The sequence below is a fragment of the Vibrio sp. JC009 genome (genome assembly GCF_029016485.1).
GTDB lineage: Bacteria > Pseudomonadota > Gammaproteobacteria > Enterobacterales > Vibrionaceae > Vibrio.
This window is the reverse complement of the sequence record NZ_CP092106.1, coordinates 1-16,084: the sequence shown is the minus strand read 5'-3', so window position 1 is coordinate 16,084 and position 16,084 is coordinate 1. Positions and strand designations below refer to the sequence as shown.

The following is a 16,084-nucleotide window of genomic DNA, read 5'->3' as shown; positions in this document are numbered from 1 at the left end:
AAAGTTTCACTGTTATCATAAAATTTGAAAGATTAAACTAATCACATAATTTTTAATGCTTGTTCACTCAACTGGAGACTCCCCACATGTTTAAGGCTTTAGTTTTAAATCAAGAAGAAAAACGCACCATTTCAGCAATCGAACAGATCGACGAAGCACAGCTTCCTGAAGGCGAAGTTCTGGTTGCAGTAAATTACACCTCACTTAACTATAAAGATGGCCTGGCAATTACAGGTAAAGGCAAAATCATCCGTAACTTCCCTATGGTTCCGGGTATTGATATGGCTGGTAAAGTAGTGAGTTCTGATGATGAACGCTACAAAGAAGGCGATGAAGTTGTTCTGACTGGCTGGGGTGTTGGCGAAAACCACTGGGGTGGTATGGCTGAACGAGCAAAACTGAAAGCAGACTGGCTGGTTCCTCTGCCAAAGGGTTTAGATGCGAAAAAAGCAATGATGGTTGGTACTGCCGGCTTTACTGCAATGCTGTGTGTTCAGGCAATTGTAGACAGCGGTGTTAAACCTGAAGATGGTGAAATTCTGGTAACCGGTGCAAGTGGTGGCGTTGGTTCTGTATCTGTAACCCTGCTTGCTCAGCTTGGCTACAAGGTTGCTGCTGTAACAGGCCGTATTGAAGAGAACGGTCCGCTGCTGGAAAAACTGGGCGCTGCTCGCTGCATCGACCGTACTGTATTTGAAGAACCGGCTCGTCCGCTTGAAAAGCAGATCTGGGCAGGTGCTGTAGATACTGTTGGCAGCAAAGTACTTGCTAAGCTTCTTACACAAATGGACTACGGCCGCACTGTGGCAGCATGTGGTCTTGCCGGTGGTTTTGACCTTCCGACGACTGTTATGCCATTTATCCTGCGCAACGTATGTCTACAGGGTATCGACTCTGTTTCATGCCCGACCGAAAAACGTATCGCAGCATGGGAGAAACTGTCTGAGCTTCTGCCTGAAAGCTACTTCGAGCAGGCGTGTACTGAGATTGATCTGGAAGAAGCACCGAAATACGCTGAAGATATTACTAACGGTCAGGTAACTGGTCGTGTGGTGATTAAGCTTTAATACGGTGGAACCGGACACCAGGTGGAATTTACAGCTCAGGACGCCGTAAATACATCCATGTAGGCTTGAATGCAGCATCCCTGCTGCATACACCTGCTCTGCAAACACCACCTGATGTCCATTGAAACATCGGTACGCGCTAAAAGCTAAAATCACTTGGGCAGAAACGCCCAAGTTCAAATCAAGAGCTGTGCCTAATTACCCTTCCAGACCCAAGTCCTCTACCCGCTTAGCAATCAGCCTGCCACACTCTTCCTTAAGCAGCTTTCTTAACCACTCCTGCGCTGGTGAGTGCTCACATCTTTGATGCCAGATCATCGAATAATCAAACGGGGTAAATTCAAATGGCAGAGGTTTAATTACCAGGTCATATCTCTCTGCAACCAGATAAGCTAAGTCAGCTGGGACTGTAATGATAAGAGGAATAGTTTCAAAAACTGCCAGTGCCGCTTCAAGGTGGTAAGCCCGGATAAGCATCTTCCGCTCAGGCTGATCACGCAGAGCGTCATCTAATAAAGCCTTTACTCCGTCGCTGATAGCAATCATTGCATGTGGATACTCAAGGTAATCGTCCAGCGTCATCTCTTTATCAGCCAGAGGGTGGTTCCGCCCCAGCAGGCAGAAAACGCCAACTTTGCCAAGCACATCACTTCTTAGTGGTGCCACTGAAGAAGTAGGACGACAAATCGCTAAGTCCGCCCCCAGAGTTGTTAACTGATCAAGCAACTGATCATGCTGAAGCGGCAGAAAGTTCAGGGAAACATTTGGCGCTTCTTTATAAATTCGGGGAAGAGCAAAGGGCAGGATGGTCTGCATCGCGTAATCTGTGGTTGCTATGGTAAAAGTCTGATCGCAACTATGCGGCTCAAAGACCTTATCAGACAATACCGCTCTTATCGTCTCTAGAGGCTCACCCAGAGAGCGGTTCAGCTCAAGCGCTTTTTCTGTAGGGAGAAGTTTATGCCCCTGACGGGTGAACAGGGGATCATCAAGCAGTTCGCGAAGACGGCCAAGTACACGGCTCATTGCAGACTGGCTGAGGTTCAGCCTGAGCGCCGCCTTGCTGACACTTTCCTCTTCAATCATCACTCGCAGCGCCACCAGCAGATTAAGGTCCCGGCGGTATATTTCTTCTAATTCCACAGCAACTGGCTCTTTTAATTCCTAAAGATGCCCATATACTAAGCGATACCTGAAGATTTGGGGCAAAAAAATCCCGCCTTTCGACGGGTAAGCCCAAGAAAACTGAAGAATGTACCTGCACACAAAAGCAATGTTGCGCACTTGTTAATTAAATGTACGCGCAATTTTGCATTTTGCCAAGTATTATCTTCGTACTTTTCGTGCTACAAAGAGAACCAGACATAGCCTGACAACAAAACAGACTATGCCCACGATTTAACATTGAGAGCCATACCCATGACCTTTAATCCTGAATTGGCAACTAAAATACTGGAAGCGGAAGGACTACGCTGTCCGGAGCCGGTAATGATGGTCAGGAAGACAATTCGTACAATGCAGGATGGAGAAGTTTTGCTGATCAAAGCAGATGATCCATCAACAACCCGTGATATCCCAAGCTTCTGCCGCTTTATGGATCACCAGCTTATAGGATCACAGACAGAAACCCTTCCTTATCAGTACCTGATTAAGAAGGGGCTGGATTAACTCCACGGAACGGTAACGATCCTCGTTCCCGCGCTCCGCGTGGGAGTGAGGGGACAGCCTTACACCTGTCTACCCTAAAAACTTCAGATATACCTTTAAATAGATTCCTGCCTTCGCAGGAATGACGGCTAATTTGCCAAAAATCCACGAATACTGACTAAATAAACAAGATTAGCCCTACTCCCAAGAACAATATCTGGGTATACTTTAGCGTTATTTTTTATTCAATCAGACAGAAGAATCGCGCGAACCTGACTATGCAAAAATACGATATCAAAACCTTTCAAGGTATGATCCTCGCGCTGCAGGATTATTGGGCACAACAGGGCTGTACCATCGTTCAGCCATTAGACATGGAAGTGGGTGCAGGTACTTCTCACCCAATGACGTGCTTACGCGCTCTTGGCCCTGAGCCAATTGCAACCGCTTATGTACAGCCATCACGCCGTCCTACTGACGGTCGTTACGGTGAAAACCCGAACCGCCTGCAACACTACTACCAGTTCCAGGTAATTATTAAGCCATCTCCGGACAACATTCAGGAGCTATACCTTGGCTCTCTTGAAGCTCTGGGTATTGACCCTCAGGTACACGACATCCGTTTCGTGGAAGATAACTGGGAGAACCCGACTCTGGGCGCATGGGGCCTGGGCTGGGAAGTCTGGCTAAACGGCATGGAAGTAACTCAGTTTACTTACTTCCAGCAGGTTGGTGGTCTTGAGTGTAAGCCGGTTACCGGTGAAATCACTTACGGTATCGAACGTCTTGCAATGTACATTCAAGGTGTTGATTCTGTTTATGACCTAGTATGGTCTGACGGCCCGCTGGGCAAAACAACTTACGGTGATATCTTCCACCAGAACGAAGTTGAGCAGTCAACTTACAACTTCGAATACGCAGATGTAGACTTCCTGTTTACTTTCTTCGACCAGTGCGAGAAAGAGTGTAAAGAGCTTCTTGAACTTGAAAAGCCTCTTCCGCTACCGGCTTACGAGCGCATCCTGAAAGCAGGTCATGCATTTAACCTTCTTGATGCACGTAAAGCTATCTCAGTAACTGAGCGCCAGCGTTACATCCTTCGCATCCGCAACCTGACTAAAGGTGTTGCAGAAGCATACTACGCATCGCGTGAAGCTCTTGGCTTCCCAATGTGCAAAAAAGAAGGTGAGGAGAAGTAATCATGGCGAAGAATTTTCTAATTGAACTGGGTACGGAAGAGCTGCCACCAACACAGCTTCGCACTCTTGCTGAAGCATTTGCTGCTAACTTTGAAGCTGGCCTGAAAGATGCTGACTTAGCGCACGAAGGTGTTAAGTGGTATGCCGCTCCTCGTCGCCTTGCACTGAAAGTTGCTGCACTGGCTGACGGCCAGGCAGACAAGGTTGTTGAAAAGCGTGGCCCTGCAGTCTCTGTAGCATTTGATGCTGACGGTAATCCGACTAAAGCCGCACAAGGCTGGGCTCGTGGTAACGGCATTACTGTTGACCAGGCTGACCGCCTGAAAACAGACAAAGGCGAATGGCTTCTTTTCAAACAAGAAGTAAAAGGCAAGCCAGCTTCTGAGATTGTTGTAGACCTTGCAGCAAAAGCACTGGCTCACCTGCCAATCGCTAAGCCAATGCGCTGGGGTGACAAAGAGACTCAGTTTATCCGTCCGGTTAAAACCCTGACCATCCTTCTGGGTGACGAACTAATCGCGGGTGAAATCCTGGGTGTTGCGTCAGACCGCACTATCCGTGGCCACCGCTTTATGGGTGAGCAGGAATTTACTATCGATAACGCTGACCAGTACCCTGCGATTCTTGAAGAGCGCGGCAAAGTAATGGCGGATTACGAAGCTCGTAAAGCGATTATCATTGCTGATTCTCAGAAAGCTGCAGCCGCTGTTGGCGGTATCGCTGATCTTGAAGACGACCTTGTAGAAGAAGTTGCTTCTCTGGTTGAGTGGCCGGTTGTACTGACTGCAAAATTCGAAGAAGAGTTCCTGAAAGTACCAGCTGAAGCTCTGGTTTACACCATGAAAGGTGACCAGAAATACTTCCCTGTTTACGATGAGAACAAAAAGCTTCTTCCAAACTTTATCTTCGTATCTAACATCGAGTCTAAAGAGCCTCGCCACGTTATCGAAGGTAACGAGAAGGTTGTTCGTCCTCGCCTTGCTGACGCAGAGTTCTTCTTTAATACAGACCGTAAGCGTCCTCTGATTGACCGTCTTCCTGAACTGGAAAACGCTATCTTCCAGAAGCAGCTTGGTACTATCAAAGATAAAACAGATCGCATCGCAGTTCTTGCAGGCTTTATCGCTAAGCAGATCGGTGCTGATGTTGAGAAGTCTACCCGCGCAGGCCTTCTGGCTAAGTGTGACCTGATGACCTCTATGGTATTCGAATTTACCGATACTCAGGGCGTGATGGGTATGCACTACGCTCGCCACGACGGTGAAGACGAAGAAGTAGCACTGGCACTGAACGAGCAGTACATGCCGCGTTTTGCAGGTGATGAACTACCGAGCACAGCCGTTTCTACCGCTGTCGCTATGGCTGACAAGCTGGATACTATCGTTGGTATCTTCGGTATCGGTCAGGCACCAAAAGGTTCTGACCCGTTTGCACTACGCCGCGCATCACTGGGTGTTCTGCGTATGATCGTAGAAAACGGCTACAAGCTGGACCTTGTTGAGCTGATCGCAGAAGCTAAAACTCTGTTTGCCGACAAGCTGACTAACGAAAACGTAGAAAAAGACGTTATCGACTTTATGCTTGGCCGTTTCCGCGCATGGTATCAGGATGAAGGCTTCTCTGTTGACATCATTCAGGCAGTACTGGCACGTCGCCCTACTAAGCCTGCCGATTTCGATCAGCGTGTTAAGGCGGTATCTCACTTCCGTGGCCTGGACGCAGCAGAATCACTTGCAGCAGCGAACAAGCGTGTAGGTAACATTCTGGCTAAGTTCGACGGTGAACTGAGCGATGAAATTGATCTGGCTCTTCTTCAGGAAGATGCAGAAAAAGCTCTGGCTGAAAACGTTGAAGTAATGACAGAAGCACTTGAACCTGCATTTGCAACAGGTAACTACCAGGAAGCGCTAAGCAAACTGGCTGACCTGCGTGAGCCGGTAGATACTTTCTTCGACTCAGTAATGGTTATGGCTGATGATGAAGCGCTTAAGAAGAACCGCTTAACGCTTCTGAATAACCTGCGTAACCTGTTCCTGCAAATTGCGGATATTTCTCTTCTGCAGAAATAAAAAAGCAGCTATCAGAAAATGATAAATCGGGCCGAATAAAGGCCCGATTTTTTTTGCTCTATTATTCATTAATGTTGCTTATTTACACAGATTTCCTATAGCTTTCACGTTAGCATTGCGGTATGTTCTATGGCCTCTCCAAGGCCTGCACCATAGCAGGGCAGCAAATAATATAAATATCAGGTAACGTCGTAATGCAATTTTCTAAATTTGGTGAAAAATTTACTCAGTACTCAGGCATAACCCAGTTAATGGACGACCTAAATGACGGACTTCGTACGCCAGGCGCCATTATGCTCGGAGGTGGTAACCCAGCCGCCATTCCTGCCATGCTCGATTATTTTCATCAGGCCAGCAGCGATATGCTGGTAAACGGAAAATTGATAGAAGCCATGGCTAACTATGACGGCCCTCAGGGTAAAAATGCCTTTATTAAGGCTCTGGCAAATCTTCTGAAAGAAACCTTCGGCTGGAACGTTTCTGAAAAGAACATCAGTCTGACCAACGGTAGCCAGAGTGCCTTCTTTTATCTGTTCAATATGTTTGCTGGCGCACAGCCTGACGGCTCTCATAAAAAAATTCTGCTGCCACTGGCTCCGGAATATATCGGCTATGGCGACTCAGGATTAGACGAAGATATCTTTGTCTCATACAAGCCTGAAATCTCACTGCTGGATAACGGTATGTTTAAGTACCATGTCGATTTTGAAAACCTGAAAATCGATGATTCCATTGCGGCTATCTGTGCATCACGTCCGACAAACCCAACCGGTAATGTTCTGACCGATGAAGAGATCGTTAAGTTAGATGAACTGGCACGCGCGAATAATGTTCCTCTACTTATTGATAATGCCTACGGAACCCCTTTCCCGAATATTATTTTCGAAGATGTAAAACCCTTCTGGAATGAAAACACTATCCTGTGCATGAGCCTTTCCAAGCTCGGCCTGCCGGGGGTTCGCTGCGGTATTGTTATCGCCAACGAAGAAGTGACTCAGGCCATTACTAATATGAATGGCATTGTCAGCCTGGCTCCAAGCGGTATTGGTCCTGCACTGGGTGCACATATGATTGAGTCCGGTGATCTGCTTCAGCTAAGTCAGATGATTGTTAAGCCTTTCTATCAGCAAAAAGCCCAGCACGCTGTAGAGCTTCTGAAAGAGCATATTGACGATCCAAGGTTTAAAATCCATAAGCCGGAAGGCGCTATCTTCCTGTGGCTCTGGTTTGATGAGCTGCCGATCCCGACAATGGAACTGTATAAACGACTAAAAGCACGTGGCGTACTCATCGTTCCGGGTGAATACTTCTTTATAGGCCAGGATGCCGAGTGGGAACACACCCGCCAGTGCCTGCGTATGAACTATGTTCAGGATGAAAAAGCGATGCGTGACGGAATTAAGGTTATCGCTGAAGAAGTGAAGAAGGCTTATCAGGAATAACCTCTTACATGAAAAAAGCCCGCCCAACCCTTCAGGACATTGCAGATAAAGTCGGCGTAACCAAGATGACGGTTAGCCGCTATCTGCGAGATCCAGAAAAAGTATCCGAGCAAGTTGGGAAAAAAATAGCCTTAGCCGTTGAAGAGCTGGGCTATATTCCAAACCGGGCACCGGATCTGCTTTCCAATGCAAAAAGCTACTCTATTGGTGTATTGGTTCCCTCGCTGGGGAATCAGGTCTTTGAAGATGTGATTAAGGGAATAGAAAGTGTTATCGAGCCTCAGGGCTATCAGGCAATGCTTACTCATTACGGCTACAGCAAAACGGCTGAAGAAAAGCGAATCGAAACGCTTCTTTCCTATCATGTAGACGGCATCATTCTTTCAGAAAGCCTGCATACCGAACGCGCTACACGTATGTTGCAGGCTGCCGGCATTCCTATTGTCGAAATAATGGACTCAACCCTGACACCGATTCAGCAAGCGGTAGGATTCAATAACTACCGGGCCAGTCTGGATATGACAAATACCATGATTAAGTCAGGTAAGAAACATATCGTTTATCTGGCTGCTAAAATGGATGAGCGCGCAAAACAAAAGATTCAGGGCTACTCAGATGCAATGAAAAAGGCCGGTATTGAGCCTGTAATTTTATCATCTAAACAGGCTTCATCTTTTACTACAGGCGCATGTCTGCTTCAGGAAGTGATTAACCAACACCCAGATACCGACGGAATCTTCTGTACCAACGATGTCCTGGCAGCCGGAGCTCTTTTTGAGTGTACCCGCCAGCAGATAAGTGTTCCTGACAATATGGCGATTGCTGGTTTTCACGGAAATGATATTACTTCGGTAATGAGCCCAAAGCTGGCAACGGTAATCACCCCAAGAAAAGAGATTGGCAGAATTGCTGCAGAGCAGTTAATGAACCGGATAACAAATCCCAAAGAAGCAATTCAGAATCAGATCATAGAATTAAAAACTGAAATCTACAGGGGAGAAAGTCTCTAAGGCTTGCTACACCAAAGAACAATACCACTAAGCTTTTCACAACGAGTTAGAAATGAATCAAAAAGAGCGCCCAATCGGACGCTCTTACTATATTAACCGGGGTTTAGTTAATTACTTTCCCTCGATCAGGCTACCATTATTAATTTCAATCTTACGTGGCTTCATCGCTTCAGGGATTTCTCTTTCCAGATCCACATGAAGCAGGCCATTTTCCATTGAAGCACCGATAACTCTAACGTAGTCCGCTAGCTGGAATTTACGCTCAAAGTTGCGCTCAGCAATACCCTGATAAACATACTTTTTATTTTCATCGGATTTTTGTTCGCCACGAACAATCAGCATGTTTTCTTTCTGGGTGATATCCAGTTGTTCTTCAGCAAAACCTGCAACCGCCATAGTAATGCGGTACTTATTCTCGTCCTGCTGCTCAATGTTGTATGGAGGGTAGCCGTTAGACGCCGCTTTATTACCCGCTTCCATCATGTCAAAAAGACGATCAAAGCCGATAGCGTTACGGTATAGTGGTGTGAAATCTACAGTTCTCATGATTCTATCCTCATAAATAAGCAATAGCCTTAAAGTCACCAGATACATTTGTGGTGTTTAAGGTAGTCAGCCCAGTACACTCTTGTTAGACGTGTCTGTCTGATTGCGGTATTAAATTGTGTGCTTTCCTTTTTGCCTCTCGCTTAGCGACCAGGCTGGACAAGCGTTTCAGAGGTCCATTTGGCATCCCCTGTACTTTTAATATAGGTCCGTAAAATCGGGATTCAAGGGCTCAACGTAAAAAACTTTAATTTTTTTATAGCCTTTAAACCAAAGGCTTACGTGCCACTATCTGCACAACAGCGCTGTCACCCTGATGGAATTTACCTTCACTCATATGGCGCTCTGTTTCATGAGCAAGGATAAACTCAAGTCCGGATAGCTCTTGTTTCAGCTCTTCAAGGTCATAGAACATTTCTATCTGGGTTGCTGGCGGACCACCGGCTCCTTCCATCTCCAGATGCCTGGCTGTATAACCTTCAATAAGATAAATTCCACCCGGAGCCAGACCATTCACCACCTGCTCATGCACTCTTTTGCGAATAAAAGGCGGAACATGACCGGCAATAGAAATAATGCCACTCACACTTTCTGGTTCAATCTCAAACTCAGCCAGATCAGCCGCTTGGGTTTCAATCTCCACACCCAGCTTTTCTGCTAACTGCTCCGCTTTTTTCAGGCCAGACGTGGACTGATCCATAGCGGTAACCTGATACCCTTTTCCAGCCAGAAAAACAGCATTACGCCCTTCCCCTTCAGCCAGGCAAAGTACTTTACCCTGCGGAATTTCAGAATACTGCTCACGGACAAAGTCGTTTACTTCAGTACCATAAGCATAATCATCATCGCTATAGCGCTTATCCCACATCTCTTTCATCACAATCTCCGGACATATCATTGAAAGCTAATATACTTTATGCCTTCTATCTCTGTTTGTCATGCATAAAAAAAGCACCCCATAACCGGAGTGCTCTTTCCCAGGGCCAAGGGCCCAAAAACCCAGGGCCTTATACTATACGTCCAGGTTTGCTACTTTCAGCGCATTCTCTTCGATAAAGTTACGACGAGGCTCAACCTGATCACCCATCAGAGTGGTGAACAGCTGATCCGCACCTACCGCATCTTCGATAGTAACCTGCATCATACGGCGGGTATCAGGGTCCATGGTAGTTTCCCAAAGCTGATCCGGGTTCATCTCACCCAGACCTTTGTATCGCTGCAGGCTCAGACCACGACGAGACTCTTTAATCAGCCAGTTCAGTGCATCAACAAAGCTTGAAACAGGCTGAACACGCTCACCACGCTTGATGTAAGCGCCTTCTTCAATCAGGCCTTCAAGTGCTTCCGAAAGGCTTGCAAGCTTGCCGTACTCTTTAGAGTTAAGCAGATCAAGAGTAATCACATGCTCATGAGTCACACCGTGAGTACGAACAACAACCTTAACAAGGTTAACGTTCATCTCTTCATGCTTCTCAACTTCAAGGCTGTACTGGCTTGCGCCCACTTCTTTCGCGTTCAACTGTTCAACCAGCTGCTTACCCCATGCTTCAACAGCCGCTTCATCCTGACACATTTCAGCAGTCAGACGCGGAACATAAGCAAACTCATGAACCAGAGGACGAGGAAGGCGGCGGGACATACGGTCCACCAGCTTCATACCAGAGTTGTACTCCTGAACAAGCTGTTCAAGCGCTGAACCTGACATAGCCGGCGCATCAGCGTTAACATGAAGAGCAGCGTTATCCAGCGCCAGTGATACCTGATATTGGTCCATTGCATCTTCATCTTTGATGTACTGCTCTTGTTTACCCTTCTTCACTTTGTAAAGCGGTGGCTGAGCAATATAAACATAACCGCGCTCAATCAGTTCAGGCATCTGACGGTAGAAGAAGGTCAGAAGCAGAGTACGGATGTGAGAACCATCGACGTCCGCATCGGTCATGATAATGATATTGTGGTAACGCAACTTATCAGGGTTGTATTCGTCACGACCAATACCACAGCCAAGCGCAGTGATAAGGGTTGCCACTTCCTGAGAAGAGAGCATTTTATCAAAACGTGCTTTTTCTACGTTAAGAATCTTACCTTTCAGCGGAAGGATTGCCTGATTCTTACGGTTACGACCCTGCTTAGCACTACCGCCCGCAGAGTCACCCTCCACAATGTATAGTTCAGACAGTGCAGGATCTTTTTCCTGACAGTCAGCAAGTTTGCCCGGAAGACCAGCAAGGTCCAGCGCGCCCTTACGGCGAGTCATTTCACGAGCTTTACGCGCCGCTTCACGTGCACGTGCAGCGTCGATAATTTTGGTACAAACCGTCTTAGCTTCGTTTGGATGCTCAGCAAGGAAGTCTGTCAGTTTTTCACCCATTACAGATTCAACCGCAGATTTCACTTCAGAGGAAACCAGCTTGTCTTTTGTCTGGCTTGAGAACTTAGGATCAGGCACCTTAACAGAAACTACAGCTGTCAGACCTTCACGCGCATCGTCACCCGATGTAGAAGTCTTGGCTTTCTTAGAATAACCCTCTTTTTCCATGTAGTTATTCAGTGTACGTGTCAGTGCAGCACGGAAACCGGCAAGGTGAGTACCGCCATCCTTCTGAGGAATGTTGTTGGTGTAGCAGTAGATGTTTTCCTGGAAGCCATCGTTCCACTGCATAGCAACTTCAACAGAGATACCATCTTCGCGCTCAAAGTCGAAGTGGAATACTTTTGGATGAATAGGTGTTTTGTTGGTGTTCAGGTGCTCAACGAATGCCTGAATACCACCTTCATACATAAAGTGGTCTTCTTTACCTTCTTCACGCTCATCTTTCAGCTTGATAGATACGCCGGAGTTAAGGAAAGAAAGCTCGCGCAGACGCTTAGCCAGAATATCGTAGTGGAACTCTACGTTAGAGAAAGTCTCTTCGCTTGGCCAGAAACGAATGGTTGTACCCGTTGCTTCTGTTTTACCTGTTACCGCCAGCGGCGCTTTTGGTTCACCGTGTGCGTAAGTCTGCTCGTGGATTTCACCTGCGCGGTGAATCGTCAGGTCAACCTGCTTAGATAGTGCGTTTACAACCGAAACACCTACGCCGTGCAGACCACCGGAAACCTTGTAAGAGTTGTCATCGAACTTACCACCTGCGTGAAGAACCGTCATGATAACTTCCGCTGCGGATACGCCCTCTTCCGGGTGCATTTCAGTCGGAATACCACGACCGTCATCGCTAACAGAAACAGAGTTGTCTTCGTGAATAGTTATAACGATGTCATTACAGTGACCAGCTAACGCTTCATCGATGGAGTTATCTACTACCTCGAATACCATATGGTGAAGACCGGTACCGTCGTCGGTATCACCAATGTACATTCCCGGACGCTTACGTACCGCATCCAGACCCTTAAGTACTTTAATACTCGATGAATCGTAATTTTCTGCCATGAGTTACTCTCTTGTCCAAGCCCGAAAAAAGTTCGCAGGCCATTAATTTCTTTGCTCTATTTTACCATGTTCCACATGAAACATTGCGCAATTTTCGTCCTGCATATCCAATATCTGGTCAGCAGTAATAGAGCTAACAAAAACCTGAGCCCCCGTCTCTTTTAAACACCTTGCCAGGCGTTCACGACGTTGGCTGTCTAGTTCAGATGCAAAGTCATCAATCAAATAGATGCTCTGCTTTCCGGTCACCTTAGCCAGATGCTGCCCCTGAGCCAGTCTCAGTGCACATACCATCAGCTTTAGCTGACCTCGTGACAGAACGTCCTCAACCGGAGTTCCGTTCACTTTAATTCTCAGATCGGCTTTATTTGGTCCACTGAATGTGTAACCAAGCTGCTGATCCCGTTCGAAATTCTTCTCAAGAATCTCTTTGTAATCTGTATCTTTATCCCAGCCACGGTAGTAACCAAGGCGGATATCAAATTCAGGAAGAAAACCTTCACAGATTTCCTGCGCTACTTCCGTCAACTGAGCAACATAATCCGAACGCCAGCCACTGATAGTCTCAGCCAGCTGCGCCAGCTCCTGATCCCAGTAACTGAGTTCTCGGTAGCCGTTGGCTGTTTTTAACAGTGCATTTCTCTGTTTAGTGAGCCGCTTTAATCTGCCCCATGCGTCATAAAATCCGGGTTCGGTATGAAATACCCCCCAGTCTATAAATGCACGGCGATGCTTTGGTCCATCGGTTAGCAGATCAAAACCTTCAGGATGAATCAGTTGCAGTGGTAAAACCTGGGCTAATTGTGCCAGTTTTTGTCCGGACTGACCGCCTATTTTAACCTCTGTTGTGCCATCGCGCTGCTTATTTATTCCAATAGGCAGCTCAAATTGATCCGGATTCAAAAAACGGCCGTGAACAAACAGCTCAGAACACTCGTTCTGTATCACCCGGCTGGTCAGTGAACTTTTAAATGAGCGGCCGTGCCCCAACAGATAGATGGCTTCCAATACACTGGTTTTACCGCTTCCGTTAGGGCCAATAAGAAAGTTAAAGCCTGGTGATAGTTCAATATCACAGGCTTTAATATTTCTGAACTGCTGAACAATAAGACGCTTTAACGGCATTGCAGCTTACAGTCGAATCGGCATCACCACATACATGGCACTGTCATCCTGCGCATTCTCAATAAGCGCACTCGCATTAGCGTCAGACATTGAAATTCTTACCTGCTCGCACTTTAGCGTATTAAGCACATCGAGTACATAACTCACATTGAAGCCGATCTCGATATCCTCACCCTGGAAACTGACATCCAGCATCTCTTCTGCTTCTTCCTGCTCAGGGTTGTTTGCGGTAATACGCATTTCAGTGCCGGTCATATTAATTCTGACACCGCGGAATTTTTCATTGGACAGGATTGCAGCACGGGAAAAGGCTTGTCTTAATTCGTCACAACCTGCTTCCAGAGTTTTGGTGGTGCTTTGCGGCATCACCCGGCGATAGTCAGGGAAGCGGCCGTCAACCAGCTTAGAGGTATAGGTAAAGTTGTTCACATCTGCACGAACATTTGACTGACCAATCTGAAGCGTCACCGGATTTTCCGGAGCATCCAGCAATTTAACCAGTTCCTGAATACCTTTACGCGGAACAATCACCTGCTGCTTTTCAAACGCAGCACCAAGCGCAGTCTGCGCCACAGCCATACGGTGACCGTCAGTGGCAACGGCACGCAATGTCGTGTCATCCACCTCAAACAGCATACCATTCAGATAGTAACGAACATCCTGGTTTGCCATGGAAAACTGGGTTTTCTCAATAATGGAGCGCAGTTCAGCCTGAGAAAGTGTAATCTCGATTTCACTCTGCCAGTCTTCAATATTCGGGAAATCAGCAGCAGGAAGTGTCGCTAAGGTAAAGCGGCTTCTTCCGGAACGAACAATCACACGCTCGCCTTCCAGAACAACTGTAATTACAGAATCATCCGGCAGGCCACGGCAAATATCTAAAAACTTACGGGAAGGAACGGTAACACTACCGGTTTCAAAGTCGCCTTCCAGAGCAATTCTGGCAATCAGCTCGACTTCAAGATCGGTGGCAGTCAGTGACAAAGTGCCCTCTTCCACTTTTAAAAGCAGATTACCGAGAATAGGCAGCGTTGGACGTCCGCCCAGCGCGCCGGATACTTGTTGCAGAGGTTTAATAAGATGATTACGTTCGATGGTAAATTTCATATTGATCTCTTTGATATCAACAAGTCACTGAGTTAAGAGGAAAGCGTTCGGATCAGGTTCGAGTAGTCTTCTTTAATATCGTGACTCTCTTCCCTTAACTGCTCTATCTTACGACAAGCATGCAGAACCGTTGTATGGTCGCGGCCACCAAATGCATCACCAATTTCAGGTAAGCTGTGGTTGGTCAGCTCTTTAGCCAGAGCCATCGCCAGCTGTCTTGGACGGGCAACCGAACGGGAGCGTCGCTTAGAAAGCAGATCGGCTACTTTAATCTTGTAGTATTCCGCCACTGTCTTCTGGATATTATCGATAGTGACCAGTTTTTCCTGCAGCGCTAAAAGATCGCGCAGCGCTTCACGCACAAAGTCGATGGTAATCGGACGGCCGGTAAAGTTGGCATTAGCGATAACACGGTTCAGTGCGCCTTCCAGCTCACGAACATTGGAACGCAGGCGCTTGGCAATAAAGAAAGCCACTTCATCAGCCAGATGGATCTGATGATCTTCAGCTTTCTTCATTAATATAGCAACACGGGTTTCCAGCTCTGGCGGCTCAATAGCAACTGTTAAACCCCAGCCAAAGCGGGATTTCAGACGATCTTCTACACCGCTGATCTCTTTCGGATAACGGTCAGAAGTAAGAATAATCTGCTGGTTTCCTTCAAGCAGTGCGTTGAAGGTATGGAAGAACTCTTCCTGTGAACGCTCTTTATTGGCAAAGAACTGAATGTCATCGATAAGCAGTGCATCAACACTTCGGTAATAACGCTTAAATTCTTCGATGGCATTGTTCTGCAGTGCCTTAACCATATCCTGAACAAAACGCTCAGAGTGCATATAAACAACCTTTGCGTTCGGGTTGTTATCTATGATGGCATTACCTACTGCATGCAGAAGGTGAGTTTTACCCAGACCTGTTCCACCGTATAGAAACAGAGGGTTGTAGGAAACGCCCGGGTTATCAGAAACCTGTCTTGCCGCCGCCAGACCAAGCTGGTTGGATTTACCCTCAACAAAGTTAGTAAACTTATGCTTAAAGTTAACGTTAGATCGATAGGTAATATCTGCGGGTACTGACTCGTCATCCCAGGTTTTATGAACCGGTTTGGCAGCCTGCAGCTGTGCAGGAGCAGAAGACTCAGCAGCCACATCAGCTTTTGTTTTTTGAGGAGCAGGTACTGTCTGAGGCATTGAAACCGGCTTGCTGCCCACTTCAAATCTCAGGTTGGGAACATCATTACCGCAAAATTCATTTAATAAGCGGTTAATGTTGTTCAGGTACTTATCACGCACCCAGTCAAGTACAAAGCGGTTTGGCGCATAGAGCGTCAGGGTGTTGTCATTGAGCTCAGCCTGTAGCGGTCTGACCCACATACTAAATTCTGTAGCTGTAAGCTCTTCCTGAAGCTGTTGCAGACATTGCAACCAAAGCGAAGATGACAC

Annotated in this window: 13 protein-coding genes; 6 read left to right on the top strand and 7 right to left on the bottom strand. The window is 46.9% G+C overall.

Annotation, left to right across the window (positions count from 1 at the left end; all coding sequences use genetic code 11):
- The first annotated feature begins 86 nt into the window (after positions 1 to 86).
- Positions 87 to 1,067, top strand: coding sequence for an MDR family oxidoreductase (locus L3Q72_RS00065; RefSeq protein WP_275130687.1), 981 nt, complete (start codon positions 87 to 89; stop codon positions 1,065 to 1,067).
- Between the two features lie 198 nt (positions 1,068 to 1,265).
- On the opposite strand, the gene L3Q72_RS00060 is transcribed toward L3Q72_RS00065, so the two are convergent.
- Complete coding sequence (locus L3Q72_RS00060) at positions 1,266 to 2,210, bottom strand: LysR family transcriptional regulator (protein WP_275130686.1); 945 nt, start codon at positions 2,208 to 2,210, stop codon at positions 1,266 to 1,268.
- A 276-nt stretch (positions 2,211 to 2,486) separates the two neighbouring features.
- Here L3Q72_RS00060 and tusA point away from each other — a divergent pair, with 276 nt between their 5' ends.
- The 5 genes from tusA (at position 2,487) to L3Q72_RS00035 (ending at position 8,434) form a co-directional block, all read left to right on the top strand.
- Entirely contained in the window at positions 2,487 to 2,735 is a 249-nt protein-coding gene (tusA, locus tag L3Q72_RS00055) for a sulfurtransferase TusA (protein ID WP_275130685.1), read from the top strand.
- Between the two features lie 257 nt (positions 2,736 to 2,992).
- Complete coding sequence (gene glyQ / locus L3Q72_RS00050; RefSeq protein WP_275130684.1) at positions 2,993 to 3,913, top strand: glycine--tRNA ligase subunit alpha; 921 nt, start codon at positions 2,993 to 2,995, stop codon at positions 3,911 to 3,913.
- A gap of 2 nt (positions 3,914 to 3,915) precedes the next feature.
- Positions 3,916 to 5,982: a glycine--tRNA ligase subunit beta gene (gene glyS, locus L3Q72_RS00045; RefSeq protein ID WP_275130683.1), complete on the top strand. Its 2,067-nt coding sequence runs from the start codon at positions 3,916 to 3,918 to the stop codon at positions 5,980 to 5,982.
- 194 nt (positions 5,983 to 6,176) lie between these two features.
- On the top strand, positions 6,177 to 7,424 hold the full coding sequence (locus L3Q72_RS00040; RefSeq protein ID WP_275130682.1) for a valine--pyruvate transaminase: 1,248 nt from the start codon (positions 6,177 to 6,179) through the stop codon (positions 7,422 to 7,424).
- A gap of 8 nt (positions 7,425 to 7,432) precedes the next feature.
- Positions 7,433 to 8,434, top strand: a complete 1,002-nt coding sequence (locus L3Q72_RS00035; protein WP_275130681.1) for a substrate-binding domain-containing protein — start codon at positions 7,433 to 7,435, stop codon at positions 8,432 to 8,434.
- Positions 8,435 to 8,545: 111 nt separating this feature from the next.
- Here L3Q72_RS00035 and L3Q72_RS00030 read toward each other — a convergent pair whose 3' ends face one another.
- From L3Q72_RS00030 to dnaA, 6 genes are all read right to left on the bottom strand, one after another.
- Entirely contained in the window at positions 8,546 to 8,980 is a 435-nt protein-coding gene (locus tag L3Q72_RS00030; protein ID WP_275130680.1) for an Hsp20 family protein, read from the bottom strand.
- 265 nt (positions 8,981 to 9,245) lie between these two features.
- Positions 9,246 to 9,857 (bottom strand): class I SAM-dependent methyltransferase, encoded by a 612-nt coding sequence (locus L3Q72_RS00025; protein ID WP_275130679.1) that lies wholly within the window; start codon positions 9,855 to 9,857, stop codon positions 9,246 to 9,248.
- A gap of 135 nt (positions 9,858 to 9,992) precedes the next feature.
- Positions 9,993 to 12,410 (bottom strand): DNA topoisomerase (ATP-hydrolyzing) subunit B, encoded by a 2,418-nt coding sequence (gene gyrB / locus L3Q72_RS00020; protein ID WP_275130678.1) that lies wholly within the window; start codon positions 12,408 to 12,410, stop codon positions 9,993 to 9,995.
- Positions 12,411 to 12,452: 42 nt separating this feature from the next.
- Positions 12,453 to 13,535, bottom strand: coding sequence for a DNA replication/repair protein RecF (gene recF / locus L3Q72_RS00015; RefSeq protein WP_275130677.1), 1,083 nt, complete (start codon positions 13,533 to 13,535; stop codon positions 12,453 to 12,455).
- Between the two features lie 6 nt (positions 13,536 to 13,541).
- The gene (gene dnaN / locus L3Q72_RS00010) at positions 13,542 to 14,642 is read right to left on the bottom strand and encodes a DNA polymerase III subunit beta (RefSeq protein ID WP_275130676.1); all 1,101 of its coding nucleotides are present in this window, start codon (positions 14,640 to 14,642) and stop codon (positions 13,542 to 13,544) included.
- A gap of 32 nt (positions 14,643 to 14,674) precedes the next feature.
- Positions 14,675 to 16,084 (bottom strand): chromosomal replication initiator protein DnaA, encoded by a 1,410-nt coding sequence (gene dnaA, locus L3Q72_RS00005; RefSeq protein WP_275130675.1) that lies wholly within the window; start codon positions 16,082 to 16,084, stop codon positions 14,675 to 14,677.